This window comes from Clostridium ganghwense (assembly GCF_026735165.1).
GTDB lineage: Bacteria > Bacillota > Clostridia > Clostridiales > Clostridiaceae > Clostridium_H > Clostridium_H ganghwense.
In genome coordinates this window covers 397849-422370 of the sequence record NZ_JAPQES010000003.1, presented here as the reverse complement: position 1 = coordinate 422370, position 24522 = coordinate 397849, and the positions used below count along the sequence as shown (strand labels likewise).

Below are 24522 nucleotides of genomic sequence, written 5' to 3'. Positions count from 1 at the left end.
GATTGTAAAATCTAATTTATATACTATATTGATATATTCTGGGAAATGAAGTATTATATATATAATGTATTAAATTTTTTACAAAAAGGTAGGGGGAAAAAATGAAAAGTAAAAAGACACTATCTATGATATTATCAGCAGTTGTTTTAGCTGGAGGAATTGGACTAGCACCTGCTAAGGCTATGGCAGATACAAAAGATGGAGTAAAAGTTGCAAGCACAGTAAATACAAAAAATGTTGGAGAAGTTGTTTTTAAAGCAATAAACGATTTAAGTGAAAAAAATATTAAAGAAGCTAGACTAGCAATAGCTAACCTTCAAGATTCACATACTAAACATTTATATAACAAAACTTTAGATTATCATATTTATAGCAATATTGATAAAAAAGTTTCTCCAGTTGATGAATTAATGAATGCATATGATAAAACAGCTAAAATGCGTTCAGCTGAATCTAAGGTAAACTTTGACATAAAGTTAAATGGACAAAATTTATCAAAAGAAGAGCAACAGAGTTTAGCACCAGTAATGGCTATGATAAATAGCTTAAAAGTAAATGCAACATCAAAATATAAATCAAATGAAAAAAATACAAAAATATTTGCTAACAGTGATATAAATATCGATTTTATGCAACAGGTATTTAATCTTAAGGCATGGATGGACATCAATACAGAAGGTAAACAACCTAACATGAAATATATAGTTAGCATTCCAGAAGCTATGAAGAATTTAACACCAGAATTAAAAGGTAAAGACTATATTGTATATGATACATCAAAAATTTATGAAAAACTAAATGTTCCAAATATGGATTATGGAAAAATGATGGGTGTTTACGAAAAATACGGAAAGAGATTCCAAGAAGCTCTTCTAGACTTTATAAGAGTAGCTGATGCTAAATACAGCATCGTAACAAGAAAAGGACAAGGAACTATTTTAAATGGAAAAGAAAAAGTTAATCTTTATCAAATTAAATTAGATAATGATAAATTAGTTAAAGTAGTTAAGCTTGCTATGCAAGATGAAAATATGAAAAAGCTTATAAAAGACTATCTTAAAGATACAATAAATGTAGCAGCAGAAATGCAAGATAAAAAGATTAGCCAACAAGATTTAGAAAAAATACAACAAGAAATTGATAAACAATTAGAAATTGGAATGACTCAATTAGTAGCAGCTTTAGAAGAAATGAATAAATCAGTTAAATTTGAAATAGTATTAAACTGTGGAGTAAATAAAGATGGATATATCGCATCTGAAGCTGGAAGCTTTAAAGTTACTGTTGATTCAGCAAAACTTCAAGGAAAAAACAATGGTTCAAAATATACATGTACAATTAATTATAACAGCGAATTATATAATATAAATGGAGACGTTAAAGTTGAAGCTATGCCTAAAGTTAACGAAAAGAACTCTATTGATTATGTAGATATGTTAATGAACAATGTACCTTCTCAAAATAAAAAGGTGTCTGCTTAAATTTAAATATAATTATAACAAGTAAAAGTTTCGATAAGTTTTATCGAAACTTTTATTTTGTGATTTTATAGGAAGATAATTCTGTGAAAAAAATAGAGATTTTTGGTATACTAATTTATAGAGTTTAAAAACTTTATTATAAGTGGAGGTAGCAAAATGAGCAAAGAGATAAAATTTGCAGAGGAACTTATAGATTTTATATATGAAAGCCCAACAGCTTTTCATGCTGTAGAAAATGTAAAGAATGAATTGATGAAGAACAATTTTAAAGAATTAAAAGAAGAGGATAAATGGAACATAGAAAAGGAAGGTAAATATTTTGTAACTAAGAATGACTCAGCTATAGTTGCTTTTGTAGTTGGAAAAGATAAAGTTAATGAAAATGGGTTTAAGATAATAGGTGCACATACTGATTCACCGTGCTTTAGAATTAAACCAAATTGTGAAATGATATCAGAAGGAACATATTTTAAATTAAATACTGAGGTTTATGGAGGGCCAATACTTAACACTTGGCTTGATAGACCTTTATCTTTAGCAGGGAGAGTTACTTTAAAGGGTAAAAATATATTATTTCCAGAAACAAAGCTAGTTAATGTAAAGAAACCAATAATGATAATTCCAAACCTTGCAATTCATATGAATAGAGAAGTTAATAAAGGAATTGAGTTAAACAAACAAGAGGATACATTACCACTAGTATCTTTAGTAAACGAAAAATTTGAAAAGGATAACTATCTTTTAAAGGCTATTGCAAAAGAGTTAGATGTAAACCATGAAGACGTACTAGATTTTGATTTATTCCTTTATGAATATGAAAAAGGAAGTGTTATAGGATTAAATGATGAGTTTATATCTTGTGGAAGATTAGATGATTTAGAAGCAGTTCATGCAGGTCTTTCAGCTTTGATTAATGCACCAGTTTCAAAGGCCACAAATGTTTTAGTATGCTTTGATAATGAAGAAGTAGGAAGTTCAACTAAACAGGGAGCAGATTCAAATATGCTTGCTAACATCCTTGAAAGAATAGTTTTATCACTAGGTGGAGGTAGAGAAGATTTCTTTAGGTCACTTTCAAAATCATTTATTATTTCATCAGATTCAGCTCATGCTGTACATCCAAATAAGGGTGGAAAGTGTGACCCAACTAACAGACCTATGATAAATAAAGGACCTGCAATAAAAATAGCTGCAAGCCAAAGCTATACTTCAGATAGCAATTCTTCAGCTGTTTTTGAATCTATTTGTAGTAAAGCGGGAGTGCCTGTACAAAAATTTGTTAATCGTTCAGATGAGAGAGGTGGTTCAACAATAGGACCAATTTCTTCAACTCATTTAAATATTCGTTCTGTCGATATAGGAACTCCGCTGCTTGCAATGCACTCAATTAGAGAATTTTGTGGAGTAAAGGATCATTATTATTCTGCAAAATGTTTTGAAGAATTTTATAAACTATAATTAACTAGATAATTTTGATATTTAAGATAAGTTGTATTACTACGATACAACTTATTTTTTAATGTAAGTTCAAATTAGATAAAAAGATATAGTGAGAAAGGATTTAAATGATTAATTCAAATAATAAAAGAAATAGAGTAATTTATGGAATTCTAATTTTAGTAGTAATATTTTTAGGATTATCTTCAAGAAAATTTTATTCAATTATTCCTAAGTTTATAGGGGAATATGCAGGGGATACCCTATGGGGATTGATGATTTTTCTTATGATAGGATTTTGTTTTAGAACTTATTCTATTAGAAAAGTTGCTGTAATGGCTATTATATTTTCTTATAGTATAGAAATAAGTCAGCTATATCATGCACGTTGGATTGATAGTGTTAGACATACTACTATAGGAGGGCTTATATTAGGTTTTGGATTTCTATGGAGTGATTTATTGTGTTATACTGCTGGAATAGTTATTGGAACATGTATAGATAAGGTTATAAAAAATTGATTAAATAATTATTTATCTTATTAGGAAATGAGGGATATATCATATGAAAATAGATATAATTATTTCAAATGAGGATATAAAAGAAGAAAAGATTAAGGATAAGACTGTAGTGATAGTAGATATGCTAAGGGCTACATCTGTAATTGTAACAGCATTAAATAATGGCTGTAGAGAAGTTATTCCTGTGGTAGATATTGAAGAGGCTAAATCTATTGTAAAAGATAATAGAGAGAATTATGTTTTAGGTGGAGAAAGAAATGCTGTTAAAATAGAAGGTTTTGATTTCTCAAATTCTCCTCTAGAATATAAAGAAGATATTGCAAAAGATAAAGTTTTAGTCATGACTACTACAAATGGAACAAAGGCAATAAACAGAGCTGTATCGGCAAAAAATATGCTTATAGGAGCGCTGATAAATGCAAAGACAGTAGCTAAGAGAGCAGTAGAATTAAATAATGATGTAGTTATAATTAATGCAGGTACTTATGGAGAATTTTCTATAGATGATTTTATATGCAGTGGATATATTATTGATTGTATTTTAAAAGAAATAAAGGCTGAGTTAACTGATATCGCTGTAACTGCATATTATATATATGAGCAGAATGAAGATGTTTTAAGCTTTATAAAGAAAGCCAAGCACTATAATACTCTTATAAGTTTAGGGCTTGAAGGAGATTTGAAATATTGCTGTAGAAAAGATATTATAGACATGGCACCAGAATTTAAAGAAGGAAAAATTGTGAGTGAATAATATGATTAGAGATTGGGGGGAAGTTAGATGAAGATACTAAAGAAGAATTATAAGAAAGAAATTGTACTAGCTAATATCATGAGAATACTTTTAATATTATCTATGGTTATAAGTATAAAAACTCAAAGTTGGCTTAATCTTTTTATTGCAATAAGTACTTTTGTACTTACGTATTTACCTTATATAATTGCTAGAAAAAATGGTATAAAGCTTCCCGCAAGCTTTCAAATAGTAATTTTAAGCTTTATTTTTGCAGCTCAGATTTTGGGAGAGCTTGGGAACTATTACTATAAATTTTGGTGGTGGGATATAATGCTCCATACTTTTTCAGGAGTTATTCTTGGAATGGTTGGATTTTTGTTGATATATATTTTGAACAGAGAAGAAAAGATTGATCTTATTATGAGTCCATTTTTTGTTGCTTTATTTTCTTTCACATTTGCTTTGTGTATGGGAGCATTATGGGAGATATTTGAGTTTTCAATGGATTCTATATTTGGTTTGAATATGCAGAAATCTGGACTAGTTGATACTATGTGGGATTTAATTGTAGATTCTATAGGAGCTCTTATTACTTCAATTAACGGATATTTTTATCAGAAAAGACATCAGCAAGTTCCAGTTTTTAAGGAGTTTTTTGATGAAAACCCAAGGCTTCTACAAAAGAAAGAAGAGTATAATAATAATCAGAGTTGTTAGCATTAGCACATGAGAATTAGTTTTTCTCATGTGCTAATGCTTTATTATGAGGTTTTTTTAGAAATAGTAGTGCTGTAATTGATCCAACTAATGCATAAAGCATGTCCCATTGTGTATCCCAAACATCTCCTTGAGTACCTAGAAAGTTATCAGCAGCTGTACCTGTCAGTTTTGAAACTATAAACTCTAAAAGTTCATAAGAAGCACTTATTGCAAGACAAATGCTAACCACTATAAAAAATAACCATTTTCCATTCTTTACAACAGATTTTCTTAAAAATACTTCTCTTATTACTATAGCTGGAATAAAGCCTTGAGCAAAGTGTCCCAATCTATCATAATAATTACGACTTAAATCAAAGGTATCTCTTATCCAATTAAATAATGGCATTTCAGCGTAAGTATAGTGTCCTCCAATAATTAAAATAATTGCATGAATCCAAATTAGAAAATAAACAAGTTTTGTAAATTTAAAGTTAGGATAAATAAGTATAAGAATTGAAATACCTATTACAGCTGGTAATACTTCTAAAAACCATGTGAATAAATCATGAGGATTTATAAAAGACCAAATGAAAATTAAAGATAAAGTTGATAATAAAAATATATAAAAATGTTTATTTTTCATACTCTACTCCTTTTATAAAAATTAGTATATTTTATGATGAGAAAGCTTTATGAAATAATAGCATAAAATATATACCAATACAACTCAAAGTAGTATAAGTAAAATTAAAAGTTATTTAAAGAGCATGATAAAAGATAACTTCTAATATTAAATGTAACAATATGGTATAATGTAAATAATATTGAAATAAAGTGTGGTTTATGGAACTAAGGATAGCTTACTAAAAGTTACATATGGGAGATACCGTAGGGTACATAACCGATATTATATATTAAGTATAAAAGTATTTGTGTAATATTTTATTCATATTTTGATATTAAAGTATAGAGTGAAAAAGGGAGGGGTAATAGTTCTATTAGTTCCTAAAGTTTTTGATAGGAGGAAAAAAATGAAAAAAATTGATTATATTTATCCGGGGGTAGCTGTTATTATTTTAGATAATAATAATAAAGTATTATTGCAGAAACGTAGAGATGTAGGGTTGTGGGGAATACCTTCTGGACATGTAGAACCAGGAGAATCGGTTAAAGAAGCAGCTATTAGAGAAGTTAAAGAAGAAGCAAATTTGGACATAAGAATAAAGCATTTAATAGGAGTTTATTCAGATCCTGATTCTCAAGTTTTTTCATATCCTAATGGAGAAGTTGTTCATTTTATTACAACTTGTTTTTTGGCTGAAGTAATTGGTGGAGAATTAGAATGTGATCCAAAAGAATCATTAGAATTTAAGTATTTTGCATATGATAATTTACCTAAAAAGTTATTACCTATGCACCCTCGCTGGTTAGATGATGCCCTTGCATTTCAAGAGAGTGCATTTATTCGTTAAATAAAACTAAAATTTTTATGATAAAAAATATACAGAGTTTACAAAAGTGTGTTAAAGGGGGATTTATATATGCGGATATCTTTTTCACCACAGCCGCAGATAGGCTTGGTAAATTTAAGTTATGGTTCTAATAATAATTTGACTAAAAATACCGTTGATAACAATGGAAAGTCTCAAAGACGTAATATTGCGAATAAAAACAGCATGGGTAAATTTTTAGGAGGAAAATTAAAACGAAACAATATCTTGGAAAACCTAATGAAGCAGAAAGAAAATTTAATGGATAGTAAAAATACCATTATGGAGAGAGGTTTGAAAAACGGAGAGAATCCAAAGTCTATAGAAGAAAAGCTTGAAAGTATTGATAAGCAAATTGAAGAAATTGACAAGCAGGTAAATGAGCTTCAGCTGGAAGAACAACGCAAAGCAATTGGCACTGAAGATAAAAAGAAGAAAGGTAAAAGTTCAAAACAAAAAACAAATAAGGATTCTACTAACGATATACAAACAGACCGTTCTATGGATAATATTTTAAGTCTTTCCAGTAATCTATCACAAGCTAAAGCTTTGTCATCTCAAAAAAATATAATGTCAGGTGATGCAAAAGTTTTAGAGGGAGAAATAAAGATAGATAAGAGTAGAGGAATTAATCCTGTTAGAAAGAAAAAACGTCTTGCTGAAATGAAGGATAATATTGAAGAGATTACTGAAAAAATTGGTAAACATTTAAAGGATGTAACTACTAAAAGTGATAATAAAATACAAAACAACACTTCTAACAATATTGTTGATAAAAGTGAACAAAGTAAGAAGATTAACAGTAGTATAAATACAGAAAATGCAGAAAAATTACTGATAAAGCAACAACAAATTGCACAAAATATTAAGCAGTATATAGACAACAACAATGATAAAGTTGAGTATAGTGGTGAAAAAATTAATATTGTAGCTTAGAATTAAAATAATAGAATCACACGTGATTTTTAAAACGTGTGGTTCTATTATTTTTTTACGATTTTATTTATTATATATAATAGTATTTTATAGATAAGACACTACTTAGAAAACCTATGGTTTTAGTAATAATTGGGATATGTTATTTATGAAGAATTATGCGATAAAAAATGTTATAATTGTAGTTTGAATTATACAAAAGAAGGTGATTAAGATGAACGATAATAAATATTTGCCAATTACTAAACAAGACATGATAGATAGAGGTTGGGAGCAATTAGATTTTATTATAGTTACGGGAGATGCGTATGTAGATCATCATAGTTTTGGAACAGCTATCATCTCAAGAGTCCTAGAAAATGCAGGATATAAAGTAGGAATAATAGCTCAGCCTAATTGGAAGGATACAGAAGATTTTAAAAAACTAGGTGCACCTAGATTAGGATTTTTAGTAAATGGAGGTAATATGGACTCCATGGTTAACCATTATACGGTAAGTAAAAAATTAAGAGAAAAAGATTTTTATTCTCCAGGTGCAAAAATGGGATTAAGACCTGATAGAGCAACAATTGTTTATTGTAATAGGATAAGAGAAGCATACAAAAATATTCCTATTATGATTGGAGGAATTGAGGCAAGTTTAAGAAGATTTGCTCACTATGATTATTGGAGTGATAAAGTAAGAAAATCTATGTTAATTGACAGTGGAGCAGACTTATTAATATATGGAATGAGTGAAAAACAGGTTGTTGAAGTTGCAAATAACTTGAATGATGGATTAGATATACAATATATTAGACATATACCAGGGACATGCTATGTTGTAGATAATATAGAAGATGTGTATGACTATATTGAAATACCATCCTATAAAGAAGTGTGTAAAGATAAAAAGAAATATGCAGAGGCTTTCAAAATACAATATGAAGAACAAGATCCTATTAGAGGAAATACTATAGTACAAAAGCATACAAACAAGTATCTTGTACAAAACAAACCAGAAATGCCACTTACGAGAGAAGAATTAGATAAGGTTTATTCTTTACCTTATCAAAAAAATTACCATCCTATTTATGAAGAACTAGGTGGCATACCTGCTATACAAGAAGTTAAATTTAGTATAGTTAGTTCAAGAGGATGCTTTGGAAGCTGCTCTTTTTGTGCTATAACATTTCATCAAGGAAGAATTGTACAAAGTAGAAGTGAAGAGTCAATATTAGAAGAAGCAAAAGAAATTACAAGCTTTGAGGATTTTAAAGGATATATTCATGATGTTGGAGGACCTACTGCTAATTTTAGACACCCTGCATGTGAAAAACAACTTAAAGTGGGTGCTTGTAAAAGTAAGCAGTGTTTATACCCAAACCCGTGTAAAAACATGGATGTAAATCACATGGAATATTTAAATGTGCTAAAAAAGGTAAGGGATATTCCTAAGGTTAAAAAGGTTTTTGTGCGTTCAGGGTTAAGATATGATTATATTATGGCAGATAAAAATGATACATTTTTTAAAGAACTTATTAAGCATCATGTAAGTGGACAACTAAAAGTAGCACCAGAACATGTTTCACATAAGGTTTTAAAGTTTATGGGAAAACCAGCAGGAAAAACTTATGATAAGTTTAAAAATAAATTTTATAAAATAACTGAGAGAATAGGAAAAAAACAATATATTATACCTTATTTAATGTCCAGTCATCCAGGAAGTACATTAGAAACAGCAATAGAGTTAGCAGAATATCTAAGAGACATTAATTATCAACCAGAACAGGTTCAAGATTTTTATCCTACCCCTGGAACATTATCAACAACTATGTTTTATACTGGTTTAGATCCTATTACTATGAAAGAAGTATATATTCCTAAAACTAAAAGTGAAAAAGCTATGCAAAGAGCTTTACTCCAATATAGAGATCCTAAGAAATATAATTTGGTATACACAGCTTTAATGCAAGCAGATAGAGAAGATCTTATTGGTTTTGGGCCAAAATGTTTAATAAAACCAAAGATGAAAAAAAACAAGGTGGAATACAGCAATAGTAACAGAAAAGGGGAAAATTCAACTAAACAAAGAAATGGTAAGGATAAGTTTAAAAGTAAACAAAGGAATGGGAAGGATAGGTTTAAGAGTAAACAAAGTAACAAGAAGAATGGAAATAGAAAAAATAATAAAAATAAAGCAAAAAGAAAATAATTAACACATGATTTATAGAGTAGACCTTCGAAATGAAGGTCTACTATTTTTTACATGTATAATCTTTAAAAGATTACAATTACTTATTTGTGATATTATAGAATATATAGATTTTATTATACAATTAAGTATGTAACTTATTTATGTATGATGAAAAATAATTAGGAAATTGGAGGAAGATTATATGGAAAAACTCAATTTGCTTAATGATTATGAAATTAAACCTCTTACTATAGAAAAAATTAAAATTATTGAAGAGCTATGTGAAAAATGTTCAGATTATTATATATTACATGATGGAATAGTACCATCTAAAGAAGATACAAAAGAAATATTTGAGGCTATTCCACCAAATAAAAATTATAAAGATAAGTTTGTTTTAGGAATATTTAAAGATAATAAACAACTTGTAGGTATTATTGATATTGTTAAGGATTTCCCTGTTATTGGACAATGGATGCTTGGATTAATGCTTATTGACCCAAAAGAAAGAGGTAATGGGTTAGGAAAAATGGCACATGAAGCATTAATTCAATGGGCAACTAATTTAGGTGCAAAATCTTTCAGAATAGGCGTAATTGAAGATAATTATAAGGGAATTAAATTTTGGTCTGATTTAGGTTATAGAAAAATAAAAGAAGTTACTATGGAGTTTACAAAGAAAACAAATATAGTAAATGTTATGACTCTCGAATTTAAGAATTAAAAATTAAATATTTGGGTCTTACAGGTTATTATATTAAAGAAAAAAAGTGAGGTTTACCATGATAATTTGATTAATAGTATTATTTAATTCTTACAAAATTTATTATTTAAATATGAGGTGAAATTATGACTGAAAAAGAAAAGATGTTAGCAGGAGAATTTTATCAGGCTTTTGATAAAGAATTAGTTGAGGAGAGAAATTATGCTAAAAAACTTTGTCATAAATTTAATATGACAGATCCATCAGAGCAGGAGAAAAAAATAGAAATTTTAAAAAAGCTATTTAGAACAGATAAAAGTTGTTGGATAGAGCCGCCATTTTACTGTGATTATGGATACAATATAAAAATAGGCGAAAATTTTTATGCCAATCATGGTTGTATAATTTTAGATGTAAATGAAGTAAAGATAGGGAATAATGTACTTTTAGCTCCAGGTGTAAAAATATCTACAGCTACCCATCCAATTGACCCAGTAGAAAGAGCAAAAGGTAATGAATATGCTCTACCTATAGAAATAGGAGATAATGTTTGGATAGGAGCAGGAGCAATAATTGTACCAGGGGTAAAAATAGGAGCTAATACAGTAATAGGAGCAGGAAGTGTAGTAACTAAAGATATTCCAGAAAATGTTGTGGCTGTAGGAAATCCATGTAAAGTTATAAGAAAAATTTAAAGTAGTGTTTATAAAAGGTTTAAATAGAGAGAAGGTGTAGGAATATTGAAGATTACAAATCAGAAAGAGTTTTTCAATAAAAGCTATAAAAAATGGGCAGAAAACATACCAGAAGAAAGAATGAACATTGCAAAAAAGACAGTGAAATTATTAGGAATATCAAAAAATGATTCAGTGATTGATGTTGCAGCAGGAACGGGTATTCTGTATTCAATACTGCGAGGTAAGGAATTAAAAAACTATGTTGCAGTAGATATTTCAGAAAAAATGCTTGAAGAACTAAAAAAAATATTTCCAGAAGTACAAACAAGATGTTTAGATTTTGATAAAAAAGTAGAATTTGATGAAAAATTTGATTATGTAATTATATTTAACAGCATTCCACATTTTGAAAATATGGATGTAGTATTTAAAAATGCGAAAGAATTATTGAATGAGGGAGGATGTTTCTCAATTATCCATGCAAGGACAAGAGAAGGATTAAAAAAGCATCATAGAAAAATAGGATATAATCACGGAAGAGAGCCTATTCCAAGTAATACTAATCTGAATGAATTGAGTAGAAAATACAATTTTAAGTATGTAGTTATAAAAGATGAAGAGTTTTTTTATTTTAGCTGTGTGAAGAATAATGAATTATAATATTTAGTCTTTTCATAAAACTGTTGTTAGTAAAATTTATTGTATCTACACATACTAGCCATGTAGAGAGGTAATATTTCTAATAACATATCTGTTGAAGAATATTGTGAAATAGGTAAATTAACATTTTATGAAGGGAGGAAAGATATTATGAAGAAGATGGCTATTAGTGTAATTGTGCTGTGTATGTTGGTGTTTGGGGGAGTAGTGGAAAAAGGAGCGATGAAAAATATTGCTATTGCGGCTACGGAACCTGATGACATAGTTTATAATGTGACGATGAAGCAAGATCTTTTTTGTTTGATGATGGCTTATCCTGAGTATATTACCAATGTAGAACGGAAAACGGATGGTAGAGTATATATAGTAATGAAATCAGGAAAACGTATCCTTTATGATGATAAAAAAGTAAAGAATTTTCAAGAGAAGTTAAATAATGCAGATTTACAAGACATGATGGAACAGAGGTATCCTCTATCAGATATTACAAAATTGATGGATATAGATTTTAATCCAGGACGTATTAGAGTATATCCTTTACTTAAAGAGGTCTATGGTGGAGGTAAGGAACAAGTGCAGTCTAATCTTGTACCTGTAAAGCTTGGATATAAAACTTGTCTTTTTAATGGTAATAATAAAGCAGCTGATGCACTGCAGTCAGTTATGAAAGAGCTTACACCGTTATCACAAAAACGTCATGATATTTATTCTTGTGTATTTCCTACAAATGGTACTTTTAATTATAGATGTATTGCAGGTACTAATAGATTAAGTCCTCATTCTTTTGGAACTGCAATTGATCTTAAAAGTGATAAAAGAGATTATTGGAAGTGGACTTCACGAAAAGATGGGGAAAAGAGATTATCTATTTATCCAAGGGAAATTGTGCAGATTTTTGAGAAGAATAACTTTATTTGGGGAGGTAAATGGGGAAAATTTGATATTTTACATTTTGAATATAGACCAGAACTGATTTTAAAATCCCGATACTTTGCAGATAAACCTGCCTCTGATAAATCATGGTATGATGGAATATCATGTAAGGATGAAAGTGTGAAAAAGTGTATTGAGATAATAGACAAAGTATTAGAATAAAATAATTATAACATAATAATTTGTTTATATTTAGCCTTGGCTTGCCAAGGCTTTTTTGTCTATAGGAAATTGTGGAATTTTATAATTTCCAAGCTTTGTTTTCTATATTATAGAGTATAATACAATTAAAGGGATAAAAAATAAATTTATCGTTTGGGGAGGAGTAAAAATATGAGTAATATTAAATGTGTTCTATTTGATTGCATGGAAACATTAATTGATATAGTAGAAATACCAATATTGAGAGATTATGCGTTATGGGCATATGATGGATCAGGTGTTGAACACTATTGGAGAAATTTTGATGAATTCTTTCAAAATTATATTTGTGCTAAAGAGATAATTGATAAAAGACTTCCTGATAATAAAGAATATGATTTAATAGAAAGATTTGAACAAGTAGCATGTATAAAATTTAAAGATGATAAGGAAAAAATAACAGAAATTTCGAAAAAACTCTTAAAGAATTATTGGAAAACATATACACATAAGTGCTATATAAAGGAAGAAGTTGTAGAAGTATTATCTAATTTAGCTGATAAATATCAACTTGGAGTAGTATCAAATTTTAAGGTTAAGAATGGTGTTGAAGAATTATTAGCTAAAAATGGAATCATTGAGTATTTTAATTCTATCACTACATCAGTTAATGTAGGGTGGAGAAAACCGCATCCCAATATATATGACATAGCTATTGATAATTTGGGGATAGCCCCATGTGAAATTGTATTTGTTGGAGATGATTATATAAATGATTATGTACAACCTAAAAAATTAGGATTAAATACTATTTTTCTAGATAGGTACAATAAGTTTCAAGATGTACAGCAAAAGGTACCTAATTTTTATGAATTAATGAATAGTTTAAACAGATTGTAGGTTATTTAGTGTGAGATATCTTCCTTTTGAAGATGAATCAATAAGTTATATTTATTGTTATAACACCATTTTTCATATGAAAAAAATTGATATTTCTAAAGCTATTGATGAAATCAAGAGAGTATTAAAACCTGGCGGATTATGTTTTGTGAAATTTCTTTCTGTAAATGATTTTGGATATGGTTATGGTGAAAAATTAGGCAAGGGTATATAGATTATATAGTTCAGAAGAAAAAATAATATAGAGTATGTATATAATTGAAATAAATATAAACAAAGAATAATATATATATAATAAGGGGAAAATTTTATTTTCAAAAAGATACTAACTATTTGAGGGGGATAACTTATGAATTCTCAAATAATTGATTAGATAAGGAAATGGATTTAGAACATTAAAGTTATTTAGACATATATTGTTATAAAAGAATCACTTAAAGAAGGTGAGGAGATGAATTTACCGATAGATTGTAAGACATGGAATATTAATTTTAGCAATGGAAATAAACCGGAAAATACAAAACTATGGATTATGCATAAAAAACTTTTTTACGAAGATGAAGAGGATCTATGGGAGTTTTATGGAAGCATAAGGTTAGAACGTAATATTCCATATTCAATTTATGGAACTTATAGTGCATCTACGAGTGAAATGATTTTCACAGTTACAAATTATAATCCTTACAGATATATAGTTTTTAGAGGTTTTAAATTGACTTTTCCATCTAATAGGTATCCTCATTATATTTTATATGGAACCTATACTGATTATGCCATGATTCCTTGTGGAAATAATGCAAGAGTAAGGCCGTTTTGGGAAGAAGGTAAATGGGTTGCCTACTGTTTAGAAGATATGACAACTACAAGTAAAGAGGAATTAATACAAAAAGAAGATAATGAAGATGAAAATAAAGGTGTATCAACTGAAAAACAGGATAAGAAGGCTAAAAATGAAGATATGACAACTAAAAAGGAAGAGACATTGAATACTGTACAGAACATAAAAAAGTTACTAGAACAAAATGATTATAAAGTTTTAGAGAAAATATTATATTCACGAAAATAGCTATAACAATTGATAAAAAGGGTTTATAGTAAAGTTTTACTATAGATCTTTTTTTACTTTTGATTTTAAATGCTTATGAAAAAAATATGGTATTATTTTAATAATAAATTATAGATTAAGGAGAAATATAAATGAGTATGAAATCAAATGAAGAAATAATATTAAAAACCCAAGCTTATGTAAAAGAAAAACTAGAGGGGGAAGGGTCAGGACATGATTGGTGGCATGTATATAGAGTGTGGAAAAATGCTAAAAATATTGCTAAGTATGAAAAGGCAGATTTGTTTACAGTAGAATTAGCTGCTCTATTACATGATATTGCTGATTGGAAATTCTGTGATGGAGATGATTCGATAGGACCTAAAATTGCAAGTGAGTGGCTTAATAATCAGAATGTTGATAAAGAAACAATTAAGCATATAGTGGAGATAATAAAAGATGTATCTTTTAAAGGTGCGAGAGTTAAATCACAAATAAATACTATAGAGGGTATGATAGTGCAGGATGCAGATAGAATAGATGCTATTGGGGCGATTGGAATAGCAAGAACTTTTGCTTATGGAGGGTATAAAGGTAGAGAAATATATAATCCTAATATAGAACCACAAAATCATGAAACATTCGAACAGTATAAAAAAAGTGAAGGAACTACTATTAACCATTTTTACGAGAAGCTTCTTTTATTAAAAAATCTAATGAATACAGATACGGCTAAAAAAATTGCTGAGCAGAGACATAAATTTATGGAGGAATTTTTAGAAGTATTTTATACGGAATGGGATGGAGAGAATTTATGACTAATAAAATAATTTTATCTAAAAATCAAGTTTGTGATTTTAATATAATAACTTCTTTTTTAGCGTTAAGAGATATAGAAGAATTAAATCAGCAACAGTTAAATCATTGTTTTGGATTTAAACAAGCTGATTTATTAATTCTTTTAGGAAATAGTATGCCATATATAGCAGAGCAAGCTGCTAATGCATATAAAAATGGTATTGTAAAAGAATTAATGATTGTTGGGGGGAAGGGACATTCAACAAAATATTTAAGAGATAATATAAAGAAACATCATAAATATGGAGATATAGAAGTGAAAGATAGGGCGGAAGCTGATATTTTAAGAGAGATTGTAGTCGATTATTTAGGGGTTAATCAAGAACATGTCTTTATTGAAAATAAATCAACAAATTGTGGTTCTAATGCTCGTGAAGCTTTGAAAGTTATAAAAAATTATAAAAAAAGACCAAAATCTATTATATTAATGCAAGACCCTATCATGCAACTAAGGACTCATGCTTCTTTTCAGCATGAATGGAAGGAAGAGAACGGCATAATGTTTATAAATTATGCTACATTTATTCCACATATTAAAGTATTACATGAATCATTTTCTTTTGTGACAGATAAAATCTATGGACTATGGAGTACTGAAAGATTCTTATCTTTAGTTATGGGTGAAATCCCTAGATTATGTGATGATAAAAAAGGCTATGGACCTAATGGTAAATGTTTCATTGAACATGTAGATATTCCTCAAAAAGTAATGACTGCTTATGAAAAATTATTCCCACTTTACAATGAATTTTTAAAGATAAGGAACGAAGAATTATAGTAGCAAGGAGTGTAAAAAATCAAATGCATTCTTAATATTATCCCAAGAATTCAGGGGTGTTTTTATATTCAGAGCGAATGGCTTTCTGAGAAATAGTAAGGTCGATTTTGGGGTTATCTTTATCAAAAGAATAAGGAAATTTTGCACCACACTTCTCACATTCTAGGTATTCTTTCAAGTTAGTTTGCTGACGGTTATCAAATAAAAACGGAAGAGTTTCTGTTTCGTTGCTCCAAGTTCCAGTTTCAGGTGTATTAATTTTATATGTATATACGTATGTTGCTTCATGCTTTAATTTAAGATACTTACTATTACAATTCGGACAAACTAAAGATTCATTTATATTCAATTTATAACATCCTTTCTAAATATAAGTTACTGTTAGTATTTGTTTATTATAAATTTATATTCTTAAAAGATATTAAAAGGGGAATAGTTATTTTAAATTCTGAGGGGGATAAAGAATGATTAAATTAGATGCAATATTACAAAAAATTATTGAGAAATTCTCGCAATTGGAGGAAGTAGAAGGAATACTATTAGCAGGTTCTCATACTACAAATACTCAAGATGAAAATTCTGATTATGATATATACATATATTCAAACAGTGAGCTCCCTGTAGCTAAGAGAGTGAAAATTATAAAAGAATTTTGTGATTATATGGAGATTAATAATCAATTTTGGGAAACAGAAGATGATGGAATAATAACAAAAGAAAATATACCTATAGAAATCATATATAGAAATTTAAATTGGATAAATGAACAGCTTGAAAAAGTTCTAATTAAGTTTCAAGCTGATGTTGGATATACAACTTGTATTTGGAGTAATTTTATAACATCAGTTATCCTATATGATAAAAATGGGGAGCTTAAGAAACTTAAACAAAAATATAATTTACGGTATCCAGAAGAATTAAAATTAAATATAATAAGAAAAAATTATCCATTACTAAGAAAACAGATGCCAGCTTATTATTTTCAAATTGAAAAAGCAATAAAAAGAAATGATTATATAAGTGTTAATCATAGAATAACAGCTTTACTAGCAAGTTATTTTGATATTTTATTTGCTATAAACGAAATGCCACATCCTGGTGAAAAGAAATTAGTAAAAATATTAAAAAACAAATCTGAAAAATTACCTGTATATATGGAAGAAAATTTAAATAATTTAATGAAGAATATTTGCAACTATGATGAAAGTATTTTAATCGACATAAATAACTTAGTTGATAATTTAGATACTCTTTTAGAAAAAGAAAATATAAAATTTTAAAAACTAACTATCAAAATGTATGTTTTACATTTTGATAGTTAGTTTTTAAAATTTATTGATATCCAAAGATTACTTGAACCTTCGCTGTAATTTCTAGTTCTCTTGGTTGAATAGGTGTGGATTTTGTTGCTGCTACGCCATCAAAGGGTGTATATTCTAAATCTAATCTAGGGGCATAACTTTCTTCTGTAATCTTAATAGGTACTCTATTTACTCTTATTTTTAGTGTTTTTCCAATACTAAGTGATTTTTTCACAGCATTTTCAACAGCTAAATTTAATGCTTTTACATAATAAATTTCTGGATTTGAAATAGTAAAAACTATTTTTTCAACAATATTAGCGCCGCTTTCTACAGCTGTATCAATTACCTCTCCTACTATTTCTAAATTTGTTACAGTAATTTTTAAACTATTTTTCACCTCATACCCTCGAAAAGATTTTTTACCATCAATATAATCATAAGTTTTTTTTATATCATAGGATAGAGTTTCAATGCTATCCTCACTAATTCCTAAATCTTTCAATACATCAATAACTCTATTGGTTCTTATAGCATTTTCTTTTTGGGCTTTTTCCAAGTCTTTATTTTCTGTAAGTATTCCTAAATATATAACAGCTGTATCTGGTTTTAATGTTATCCTTCCTTTTCCTTGTACTTGCATAATATAGTTTTCTCTTTTTTTGTACAGGTTAATAGCATTAGTATAAGGTAAGTATGATGTGGAATTATCCCACATTTCTAGAGGCATCATCATAAAATAATCTCCTTAAATTATTTCTATATTCTATAAATATTAATTGAATAGGAGATTATTCTTATGTAAGTATGTAATCTTAATAAATATAAAAAAAGCCGAGAAAATGTATTCACGGCAGATAATAAGTTATTTTTTATTTGCAATTTCTCTCATACAGTAAACAAGTGAACCTTTTTCACGATGAAAATTAATACATTGACAGCATTTACCATGTCTTTCGCAGTTAGTATTAGTACAAGAACAATTTTTTTCATTACATTTTGTTGTCATAAAATAATCCTCCATCCCTAGTAACTTTTGTATAAAGATATTTTAACATATTTCTAAATATAAGTTTACTGATATTACTATTTACAATTTTGCTAATGGATATATTAAATCGTAATTTTTTAATAGTTAGAAATCAATAGGATAATTATATATAAACATAAAAACAATAAAAAATAAATAAATATAAAAAAAAATAATAAAAAATAACAAAATATCTTGACTACGAAGAATATATAAATTAATATATTTCATATAAGGTATTTTTTTACTTAATTTCTATTTTATTTACACAAAACAAATTTTATGAAAAATATTTGAAAAAGAAAATGGTTTTAAAAATACCGGAGATAACTGAAAAATATAGAAGGAGGATGGGATGGTATGAATTTTAAAATAGCAAGCGCACCTTGCTCTTGGGGAGTTGAAGACGCAAATAACCCAGACAACCCGCCTTGGCAGAAAGTTCTGGATGAAGCCTCTCAGGCAGGTTATAAAGGTCTGGAATTGGGACCTTTTGGATATTTACCTCAGGATGTTGGTATACTGCAGAATGCTCTGACAGAAAGGGAGCTGCAAATCGTTGCAGGAACTCTATATGATGATTTAGTTTCTCCAGAGAATTTTGAAAATCTGGTTTCAAAAACTCATATTACATGTAAGTTGATTTCTCAGCTTCCAAAAGCATCTCAGGTGGAAGGTCAGCATTATCCTACACCTTACCTTGTTGTGATTGATCAGGTGAATAAAGTGCGTAGTCCATTTGCAGGGCACCCTGATAAAGCTCCAAGATTATCTACTAATGAATGGAAGCAGATGATAAAAAATATTCGTGAAATTGCAAAAATCACGAGGGAAGAGTATGGCATTCGTTCTGTGGTTCATCCTCATGCTGGAGGATATATCGAATATGCAGATGAAACAATTCAGCTTCTAAACGATGTTCCTTCTGAAATAGCTGGACTTTGTCTTGATACAGGACATTTATATTATGATTGTATGAATCCAGTAGAATGGTTAAAAAAGTATGCAGAACGTTTGGATTATGTTCATTTTAAAGATATAAACCAGAAGATTTATGAAGATGTAATTAAACGTGAAATTGGCTTTTTTGAGGCTTGTAAGGAAAATGTAATGTGCCCTATTGGGCAGGGAATTATTGACTATGATGATATCAATAAAGCGCTTCTTGAAATCGATTATAAAGGTTGGATTACCATTGAACAGGAAAGAGATCCTAAAGATGCAGATGGTAGCTTTGCCGATGTGAGTCAAAGTTTGAGGTATCTGGCTAAAATGGGATATTAGTATCATTATAAAAATAAGCAGAGATAATCTGTTTAAAAATATAAAAAATTACAATTGACTAAAAATAATTTTTATAGGGGGTATACATTATGTTTAATGAAGAAAGAAGATTTGAAAAACCAATTAGATGGGGAATGGTTGGAGGTGGACGTGGTAGTCAAATTGGTTATATTCACCGTTCTGCTGCTGCACGCGACAATCTTTTTCAACTAGTTGCTGGTGCATTTGATATCAACCCAGAGCGTTGTGTTGATTTTGGTGAAAATATAGGGGTTAATCCAGAGCGTTGCTACTCAGATTACAAAGTAATGTTTGAAGAAGAAGCAAAACGTGAAGATGGTATTCAAGCAGTTTCAATTGCTACACCAAATAAATTTCACTATGAGATGTGTAAAGCTGCTTTGGAAGCTGGTTTACACGTAATTTGTGAAAAACCACTTTGTTTTACTGTTAAGGAAGCAGAAGAATTAAAAGCACTTGCTGAGAGTAAAAATAGAGTAATTGGTGTAACATACGGTTATACAGGTTATCAAATGGTGCATCAAGCCCGTAAGATGATTGAAAATGGAGATCTTGGTGAAATACGTATCATAAACATGCAGTTTGCTCACGGATGGCATTCAGAAGAAGTAGAAGCAAATGACCCTGGAACAAAATGGCGTGTAAGTCCTGAAGTATCAGGCCCAACTTATGTACTAGGGGATATTGGTACTCACGCATTCTATCTTGCAGAAGTTATGGTTCCTAATTTGAAGATTAAAGAATTAATGTGTACTCGTCAAAGCTTCATTAAGAGTCGTTCTCCTTTAGAAGACAATGCTTTTGTATTAATGAATTTTGAAGGGGGAGCTGTAGGGAATCTTTGGGCATCTGCAGTTAACGCTGGGGGAATACATGAACAAAAAATCCGTGTTGTTGGTTCTAAAGCGTCTATCGAATGGTGGGACGAGCATCCAAATCAACTAAAATATGAAGTTCAGGGTGAACCAAAGCGTATTTTAGATCGTGGACATGGCTACCTTTACAATGAAGATCCAGCAGTTAGCGCTGATCGTATTGGTTGTGGTCATGGTGAAGGTTTATTTGAGTCTTGGTCTAACCTTTATCACCGCTTTGCTCTAGCAATGGATGCTACAGATAGAGGAGATAAAGAAACTGTTGATAATCTATGGTTTCCTGGAGTTGATGCAGGTATCGAAGGTGTTAGATTACTAGAAAACTGTGTTGAATCAGCTGATAATGGCTGTAAGTGGGTTACTTATAAATAAACTACATTATAGTTAAAGATATGATAAACGCCTGTGTTGTTTTGGGACTCAGGCGTTTTTTTATTGCTATATAATGCTTATTGAGTTAAGCTATTATTCAATGCTGAAATGATGTGTTGTAGGAAATTTTTAAAATATAAAATTAAAAAAATACATAAGTAAAAAATAAAAAATAAACATAAATCAGTATAAAAAAAGGTTTTACAAAGAAAAAGTAGAATATAATTTTAGAAAGAAAAAGTAGAATATAAATTAAAGTAAAATTTTTTATATAAAAATTTATGCAGAAGATGGTTAGAATGAGAAGAAAATTATTAAATATTATAGTATATTTAATTGAGGCAATCATATTTTATACATATGGAAGGGGTTACATTTAATTATACTAAAATAACAAATTCAATAGATATATAGCAAATGAATTATTAGATTTGATAATTTGTTTTTTATTGATATTATAACCATTATCTAATAAGAAAGGGAGGAACATCGATGTTAGTTGTTGAGAGAATGGAAATGATTAAGCAAATTTTAAGAAATGATAAAAAAATAGATATTAATTCATTAACTTCAATGTTAGGAGTTAGTGATGTAACTGTAAGAAAAGATTTGGATAAATTACAAGAAGAGGGATTTTTAAAAAAAATACACGGTGGAGCAATTCTAGCTGAATCAAAAGATAACTTTGAAAATGAAAAAATAATTATTAGCAATTTGCAACAAAAAGAAAAAATTGCTGAAATGGCGTATAAAACAATACAAAAGGGAGAATCAATATTTATAGGTTCAGGAACTACTAGTTATTTATTAGCACAAAAAATAAGAAAAGAAGATAGAATTTCTGTAGTTACAAACAATGTAAGTGCATTAAATATTCTTCTTCCTAATTGTGTTAATGTTGTATTAATTGGAGGAGAAGTTATTTCTCAAAATGGAATAATGTTTACTTTAGGAGGGAAAAAAATTAGTAATTCACTTGAAGGCGTATATGTTAATAAGGCATTTACTAGTGTAACAGGTGTAGATTTAAATGCTGGACTAACAGTAACTAAAGAGTTCAGTGTATATATATATAAACATATATCAAAAATTACTAATAATTGGACGCTGATGATAGATGAATCTAAATATAATAGGATAGGTCTATTTTATGCTGCTTCTCTTGACTCACCAAATTGTATTATTACCAATAAAATGGATGATCAATATAAAAAAGAATTTGATGAAAAAGGAATTGATGTACTTATATGTGAATGATAACTTGAAATAGAAGCAGATTTATAAAGAGAGAATTTGAATAGGCAAAAATTCTAAGTGAAAACACAAGTTTTATTTTAATAATAAACTTGTGTTTTTTATTTTAAACAAATTCAATTTCCATATATGGAATAAAAATCAAAAAAATAAAAAAATAAAATATTTTGAAAAAGGTTTACAATTTAGAAAAAAATGTTTATAATAAAATAAACGAAATAAAAATAAGTAAAAAATAAAAAATAAAAACAAAAACAAAAACAAAAATAAAAACTAACAAACAAGCAAAAGTGATATTTATTTTTTTATTTGATTACTGTAAACGTTTTGTCAATTGCTCAATATTCAAAAAAATAATGTGAATTTAATTAAATAAGGGGGTATGCATCAATTTTGTAATTTAAAAGTGTAAATAAACCAAAGATGAATATAAGCTATAGGATTTTAAGGGGATAATGTACAAATTAAATCATATAATAGGGGGAGAACATATGAGTGCAGTAATAGTTCTATCATTTGTTGGTTTTACAGCATTAGTAGCAATATTATCATGGTATAAGACGCGTGATGATAAGGTAGATACACAAGATGGGTATTTTCTTGGAGGAAGAAGTTTGACAGGTGTTTTTATTGGTGGGTCTTTAATGTTGACTAACTTATCAACGGAACAAGTAGTTGGCTTAAATGGTCAAGCTTATAATAACACAATGGCTTTAATGGCATGGGAAATAACAGCTGCCTTTGCACTAGTATGTATGGCTTTAATATTTTTGCCTAGATACTTAAAAAGTGGAATAACAACAATACCAGATTTTTTAGAAGAACGTTACGATAAAAAAACAAGACAAATAATATCAGTTTTGTTTTTGATTGGATATGCTGCAACTTATCTACCAACGGTATTGTATTCAGGAGCGTTAGTTTTAGTTAAATTATTTAATATACCAGAAGTTTTTGGTATAGGAGAAATACCAGCTCTTTGGATAACTGTTTGGGCAATAGGAATAATTGGTTCTATTTATGCTATTTTTGGTGGACTTAAAGCGGTTGCTGTATCAGATACATTTAATGGTGTAGGTTTGATAATTGGGGGATTATTGATTCCTATACTTGGTTTAGTTAAGCTGGGGGGAGGTAGTTTTACAGCTGGAATTAATCAGTTGGTAACAGCACATCCAGAAAAATTAAATGCTATAGGTGGAGCAAATTCGCCTATGCCTTGGCCAGTTTTATTTACTGGGTTAACTTTTAACAACTTATTTTATTGGTGCACAAATCAATCTATTATTCAAAGAACCCTTGGAGCTAAAAATTTAAAAGAAGGACAAAAAGGAGTTCTTTTTGCAGGGTTTTTAAAGTTATGGGGACCTCTTTTCTTAGTATTACCAGGAATTATTGCTTTTAATTTATATGGAAATTCAATCTCAAATGCAGATATGGCATATCCTACTTTGGTACTTGATGTATTACCTAGACCGTTAGCGGGTTTCTTTGCAGCAGTATTGTTTGGGGCGATTTTAAGTTCGTTCAATAGTGCGCTAAATAGTTCAGTAACATTATTTACGCTAGATATTTATAAACCTACAATTAATCCAACTGCAACAGATGAAAGAGTGGTAAAAGTAGGTAAAAGATTTGGCATCTGTCTAGCTATTGCTTCAATGATAATAGCTCCATTTATTCTTTATGCTCCATCAGGATTATTTGTATATCTACAAGAATGTTTTGGTTTTTATAATATACCAATTTTAGCAGCGGTTATGGTTGGATTCTTTAGTAAAAAAGTTCCAGCTATTGCTCCAAAAATAGCACTTGTTGTTCATATTATTTTGTATGGTACTTCTAAATTTGTAGCAAGGGATATACATTTCTTACATGTACTCTTTGTATTATTTATAGTAAGTGTTTCTCTTATGATACTTATTGGAAAAATACGTCCAAGAGAAACAGATTATGTACAAAAATACACTAAGCAGGTAGATATAACTCCTTGGAATTATGCTAAACCTGTATCAGTTTTTATATGCATAATGATACTAGTAATATATGCATTCTTCTCAAATATAGGAATTGCTGCTTGAGCTAGTTGATTAGTTATACTTGTTGTATGATTTCGAATATTGGAATTATACAACAAGTGTGTTTTAAAAGCGTATATTTAAAATGTATTTATGTAATAAGAAAAGTTAAATGCAGGAAAATAAAAGGAAA

General features: G+C 28.8%; 26 protein-coding genes. 22 read left to right on the top strand and 4 right to left on the bottom strand.

All coding sequences use genetic code 11. The features are described from left to right. The first annotated feature begins 101 nt into the window (after positions 1-101). From OXH55_RS11045 to OXH55_RS11025, 5 genes are all read left to right on the top strand, one after another. A complete protein-coding gene (locus OXH55_RS11045; protein WP_268050020.1) occupies positions 102-1481 on the top strand; it encodes a hypothetical protein in 1380 nt (459 codons plus the stop codon). 156 nt (positions 1482-1637) lie between these two features. Continuing rightward, on the top strand, positions 1638-2939 hold the full coding sequence (locus OXH55_RS11040; protein ID WP_268050019.1) for a M18 family aminopeptidase: 1302 nt from the start codon (positions 1638-1640) through the stop codon (positions 2937-2939). Positions 2940-3046: 107 nt separating this feature from the next. Continuing rightward, on the top strand, positions 3047-3439 hold the full coding sequence (locus OXH55_RS11035; protein ID WP_268050018.1) for a ribosomal maturation YjgA family protein: 393 nt from the start codon (positions 3047-3049) through the stop codon (positions 3437-3439). A gap of 43 nt (positions 3440-3482) precedes the next feature. Then, complete coding sequence (locus OXH55_RS11030; protein WP_268050017.1) at positions 3483-4193, top strand: 2-phosphosulfolactate phosphatase family protein; 711 nt, start codon at positions 3483-3485, stop codon at positions 4191-4193. Positions 4194-4220: 27 nt separating this feature from the next. Beyond that, on the top strand, positions 4221-4892 hold the full coding sequence (locus OXH55_RS11025; protein WP_268050016.1) for a DUF2238 domain-containing protein: 672 nt from the start codon (positions 4221-4223) through the stop codon (positions 4890-4892). 16 nt (positions 4893-4908) lie between these two features. Here the strand turns inward: OXH55_RS11025 and OXH55_RS11020 are convergent, their stop codons facing one another. Next, positions 4909-5520, bottom strand: a complete 612-nt coding sequence (locus tag OXH55_RS11020; RefSeq protein ID WP_268050015.1) for a DUF2238 domain-containing protein — start codon at positions 5518-5520, stop codon at positions 4909-4911. A 388-nt stretch (positions 5521-5908) separates the two neighbouring features. Here OXH55_RS11020 and OXH55_RS11015 point away from each other — a divergent pair, with 388 nt between their 5' ends. The 12 genes from OXH55_RS11015 to OXH55_RS10960 all read left to right on the top strand — a co-directional run bounded on the left by OXH55_RS11015 (position 5909) and on the right by OXH55_RS10960 (position 16174). Next, a complete protein-coding gene (locus tag OXH55_RS11015) occupies positions 5909-6349 on the top strand; it encodes an NUDIX hydrolase (RefSeq protein WP_268050013.1) in 441 nt (146 codons plus the stop codon). Positions 6350-6418: 69 nt separating this feature from the next. Beyond that, a complete protein-coding gene (locus OXH55_RS11010; protein ID WP_268050012.1) occupies positions 6419-7303 on the top strand; it encodes a hypothetical protein in 885 nt (294 codons plus the stop codon). A 214-nt stretch (positions 7304-7517) separates the two neighbouring features. Then, positions 7518-9497, top strand: a complete 1980-nt coding sequence (locus OXH55_RS11005) for a YgiQ family radical SAM protein (protein WP_268050011.1) — start codon at positions 7518-7520, stop codon at positions 9495-9497. Between the two features lie 184 nt (positions 9498-9681). Continuing rightward, positions 9682-10203, top strand: coding sequence for a GNAT family N-acetyltransferase (locus OXH55_RS11000; protein WP_268050010.1), 522 nt, complete (start codon positions 9682-9684; stop codon positions 10201-10203). A 125-nt stretch (positions 10204-10328) separates the two neighbouring features. Continuing rightward, positions 10329-10877 (top strand): sugar O-acetyltransferase, encoded by a 549-nt coding sequence (locus OXH55_RS10995; RefSeq protein WP_272509032.1) that lies wholly within the window; start codon positions 10329-10331, stop codon positions 10875-10877. A gap of 45 nt (positions 10878-10922) precedes the next feature. Beyond that, the gene (locus OXH55_RS10990) at positions 10923-11519 is read left to right on the top strand and encodes a class I SAM-dependent DNA methyltransferase (RefSeq protein WP_268050009.1); all 597 of its coding nucleotides are present in this window, start codon (positions 10923-10925) and stop codon (positions 11517-11519) included. A 150-nt stretch (positions 11520-11669) separates the two neighbouring features. After that, positions 11670-12614, top strand: a complete 945-nt coding sequence (locus OXH55_RS10985) for a M15 family metallopeptidase (RefSeq protein ID WP_268050008.1) — start codon at positions 11670-11672, stop codon at positions 12612-12614. A 171-nt stretch (positions 12615-12785) separates the two neighbouring features. Continuing rightward, positions 12786-13493, top strand: coding sequence for an HAD family hydrolase (locus tag OXH55_RS10980; RefSeq protein ID WP_268050007.1), 708 nt, complete (start codon positions 12786-12788; stop codon positions 13491-13493). A gap of 10 nt (positions 13494-13503) precedes the next feature. Beyond that, entirely contained in the window at positions 13504-13707 is a 204-nt protein-coding gene (locus OXH55_RS10975) for a methyltransferase domain-containing protein (protein ID WP_268050006.1), read from the top strand. Between the two features lie 237 nt (positions 13708-13944). Beyond that, positions 13945-14559, top strand: coding sequence for a hypothetical protein (locus tag OXH55_RS10970; protein WP_268050005.1), 615 nt, complete (start codon positions 13945-13947; stop codon positions 14557-14559). A gap of 131 nt (positions 14560-14690) precedes the next feature. Beyond that, positions 14691-15356, top strand: a complete 666-nt coding sequence (locus OXH55_RS10965; RefSeq protein WP_268050004.1) for an HD domain-containing protein — start codon at positions 14691-14693, stop codon at positions 15354-15356. Beyond that, the gene (locus OXH55_RS10960; RefSeq protein WP_268050003.1) at positions 15353-16174 is read left to right on the top strand and encodes a YdcF family protein; all 822 of its coding nucleotides are present in this window, start codon (positions 15353-15355) and stop codon (positions 16172-16174) included. The genes OXH55_RS10965 and OXH55_RS10960 overlap by 4 nt, the downstream gene beginning before the upstream one ends. A 37-nt stretch (positions 16175-16211) precedes the next feature. On the opposite strand, the gene OXH55_RS10955 is transcribed toward OXH55_RS10960, so the two are convergent. After that, on the bottom strand, positions 16212-16523 hold the full coding sequence (locus OXH55_RS10955; RefSeq protein WP_268050002.1) for a hypothetical protein: 312 nt from the start codon (positions 16521-16523) through the stop codon (positions 16212-16214). 115 nt (positions 16524-16638) lie between these two features. Here OXH55_RS10955 and OXH55_RS10950 point away from each other — a divergent pair, with 115 nt between their 5' ends. Continuing rightward, positions 16639-17454 carry a nucleotidyltransferase domain-containing protein gene (locus OXH55_RS10950; protein WP_268050001.1) on the top strand — a complete coding sequence of 272 codons (816 nt, stop codon included), beginning with the start codon at positions 16639-16641 and terminating at the stop codon, positions 17452-17454. 52 nt (positions 17455-17506) lie between these two features. Here OXH55_RS10950 and OXH55_RS10945 read toward each other — a convergent pair whose 3' ends face one another. Next, positions 17507-18211: an SIMPL domain-containing protein gene (locus OXH55_RS10945; RefSeq protein ID WP_268050000.1), complete on the bottom strand. Its 705-nt coding sequence runs from the start codon at positions 18209-18211 to the stop codon at positions 17507-17509. Between the two features lie 129 nt (positions 18212-18340). After that, the gene (locus OXH55_RS10940; RefSeq protein ID WP_268049999.1) at positions 18341-18484 is read right to left on the bottom strand and encodes a hypothetical protein; all 144 of its coding nucleotides are present in this window, start codon (positions 18482-18484) and stop codon (positions 18341-18343) included. Between the two features lie 381 nt (positions 18485-18865). On the opposite strand from OXH55_RS10940, the gene OXH55_RS10935 reads away from it, so the two are divergent. From OXH55_RS10935 to OXH55_RS10920, 4 genes are all read left to right on the top strand, one after another. After that, the gene (locus tag OXH55_RS10935) at positions 18866-19789 is read left to right on the top strand and encodes a TIM barrel protein (RefSeq protein ID WP_268049998.1); all 924 of its coding nucleotides are present in this window, start codon (positions 18866-18868) and stop codon (positions 19787-19789) included. An 89-nt stretch (positions 19790-19878) separates the two neighbouring features. Further along, a complete protein-coding gene (locus OXH55_RS10930) occupies positions 19879-21057 on the top strand; it encodes a Gfo/Idh/MocA family protein (protein ID WP_268049996.1) in 1179 nt (392 codons plus the stop codon). A 492-nt stretch (positions 21058-21549) separates the two neighbouring features. Continuing rightward, positions 21550-22314 carry a DeoR/GlpR family DNA-binding transcription regulator gene (locus tag OXH55_RS10925; protein ID WP_268049995.1) on the top strand — a complete coding sequence of 255 codons (765 nt, stop codon included), beginning with the start codon at positions 21550-21552 and terminating at the stop codon, positions 22312-22314. Between the two features lie 488 nt (positions 22315-22802). Further along, positions 22803-24392 (top strand): solute:sodium symporter family transporter, encoded by a 1590-nt coding sequence (locus OXH55_RS10920; protein WP_268049994.1) that lies wholly within the window; start codon positions 22803-22805, stop codon positions 24390-24392. Positions 24393-24522: the final 130 nt, after the last annotated feature.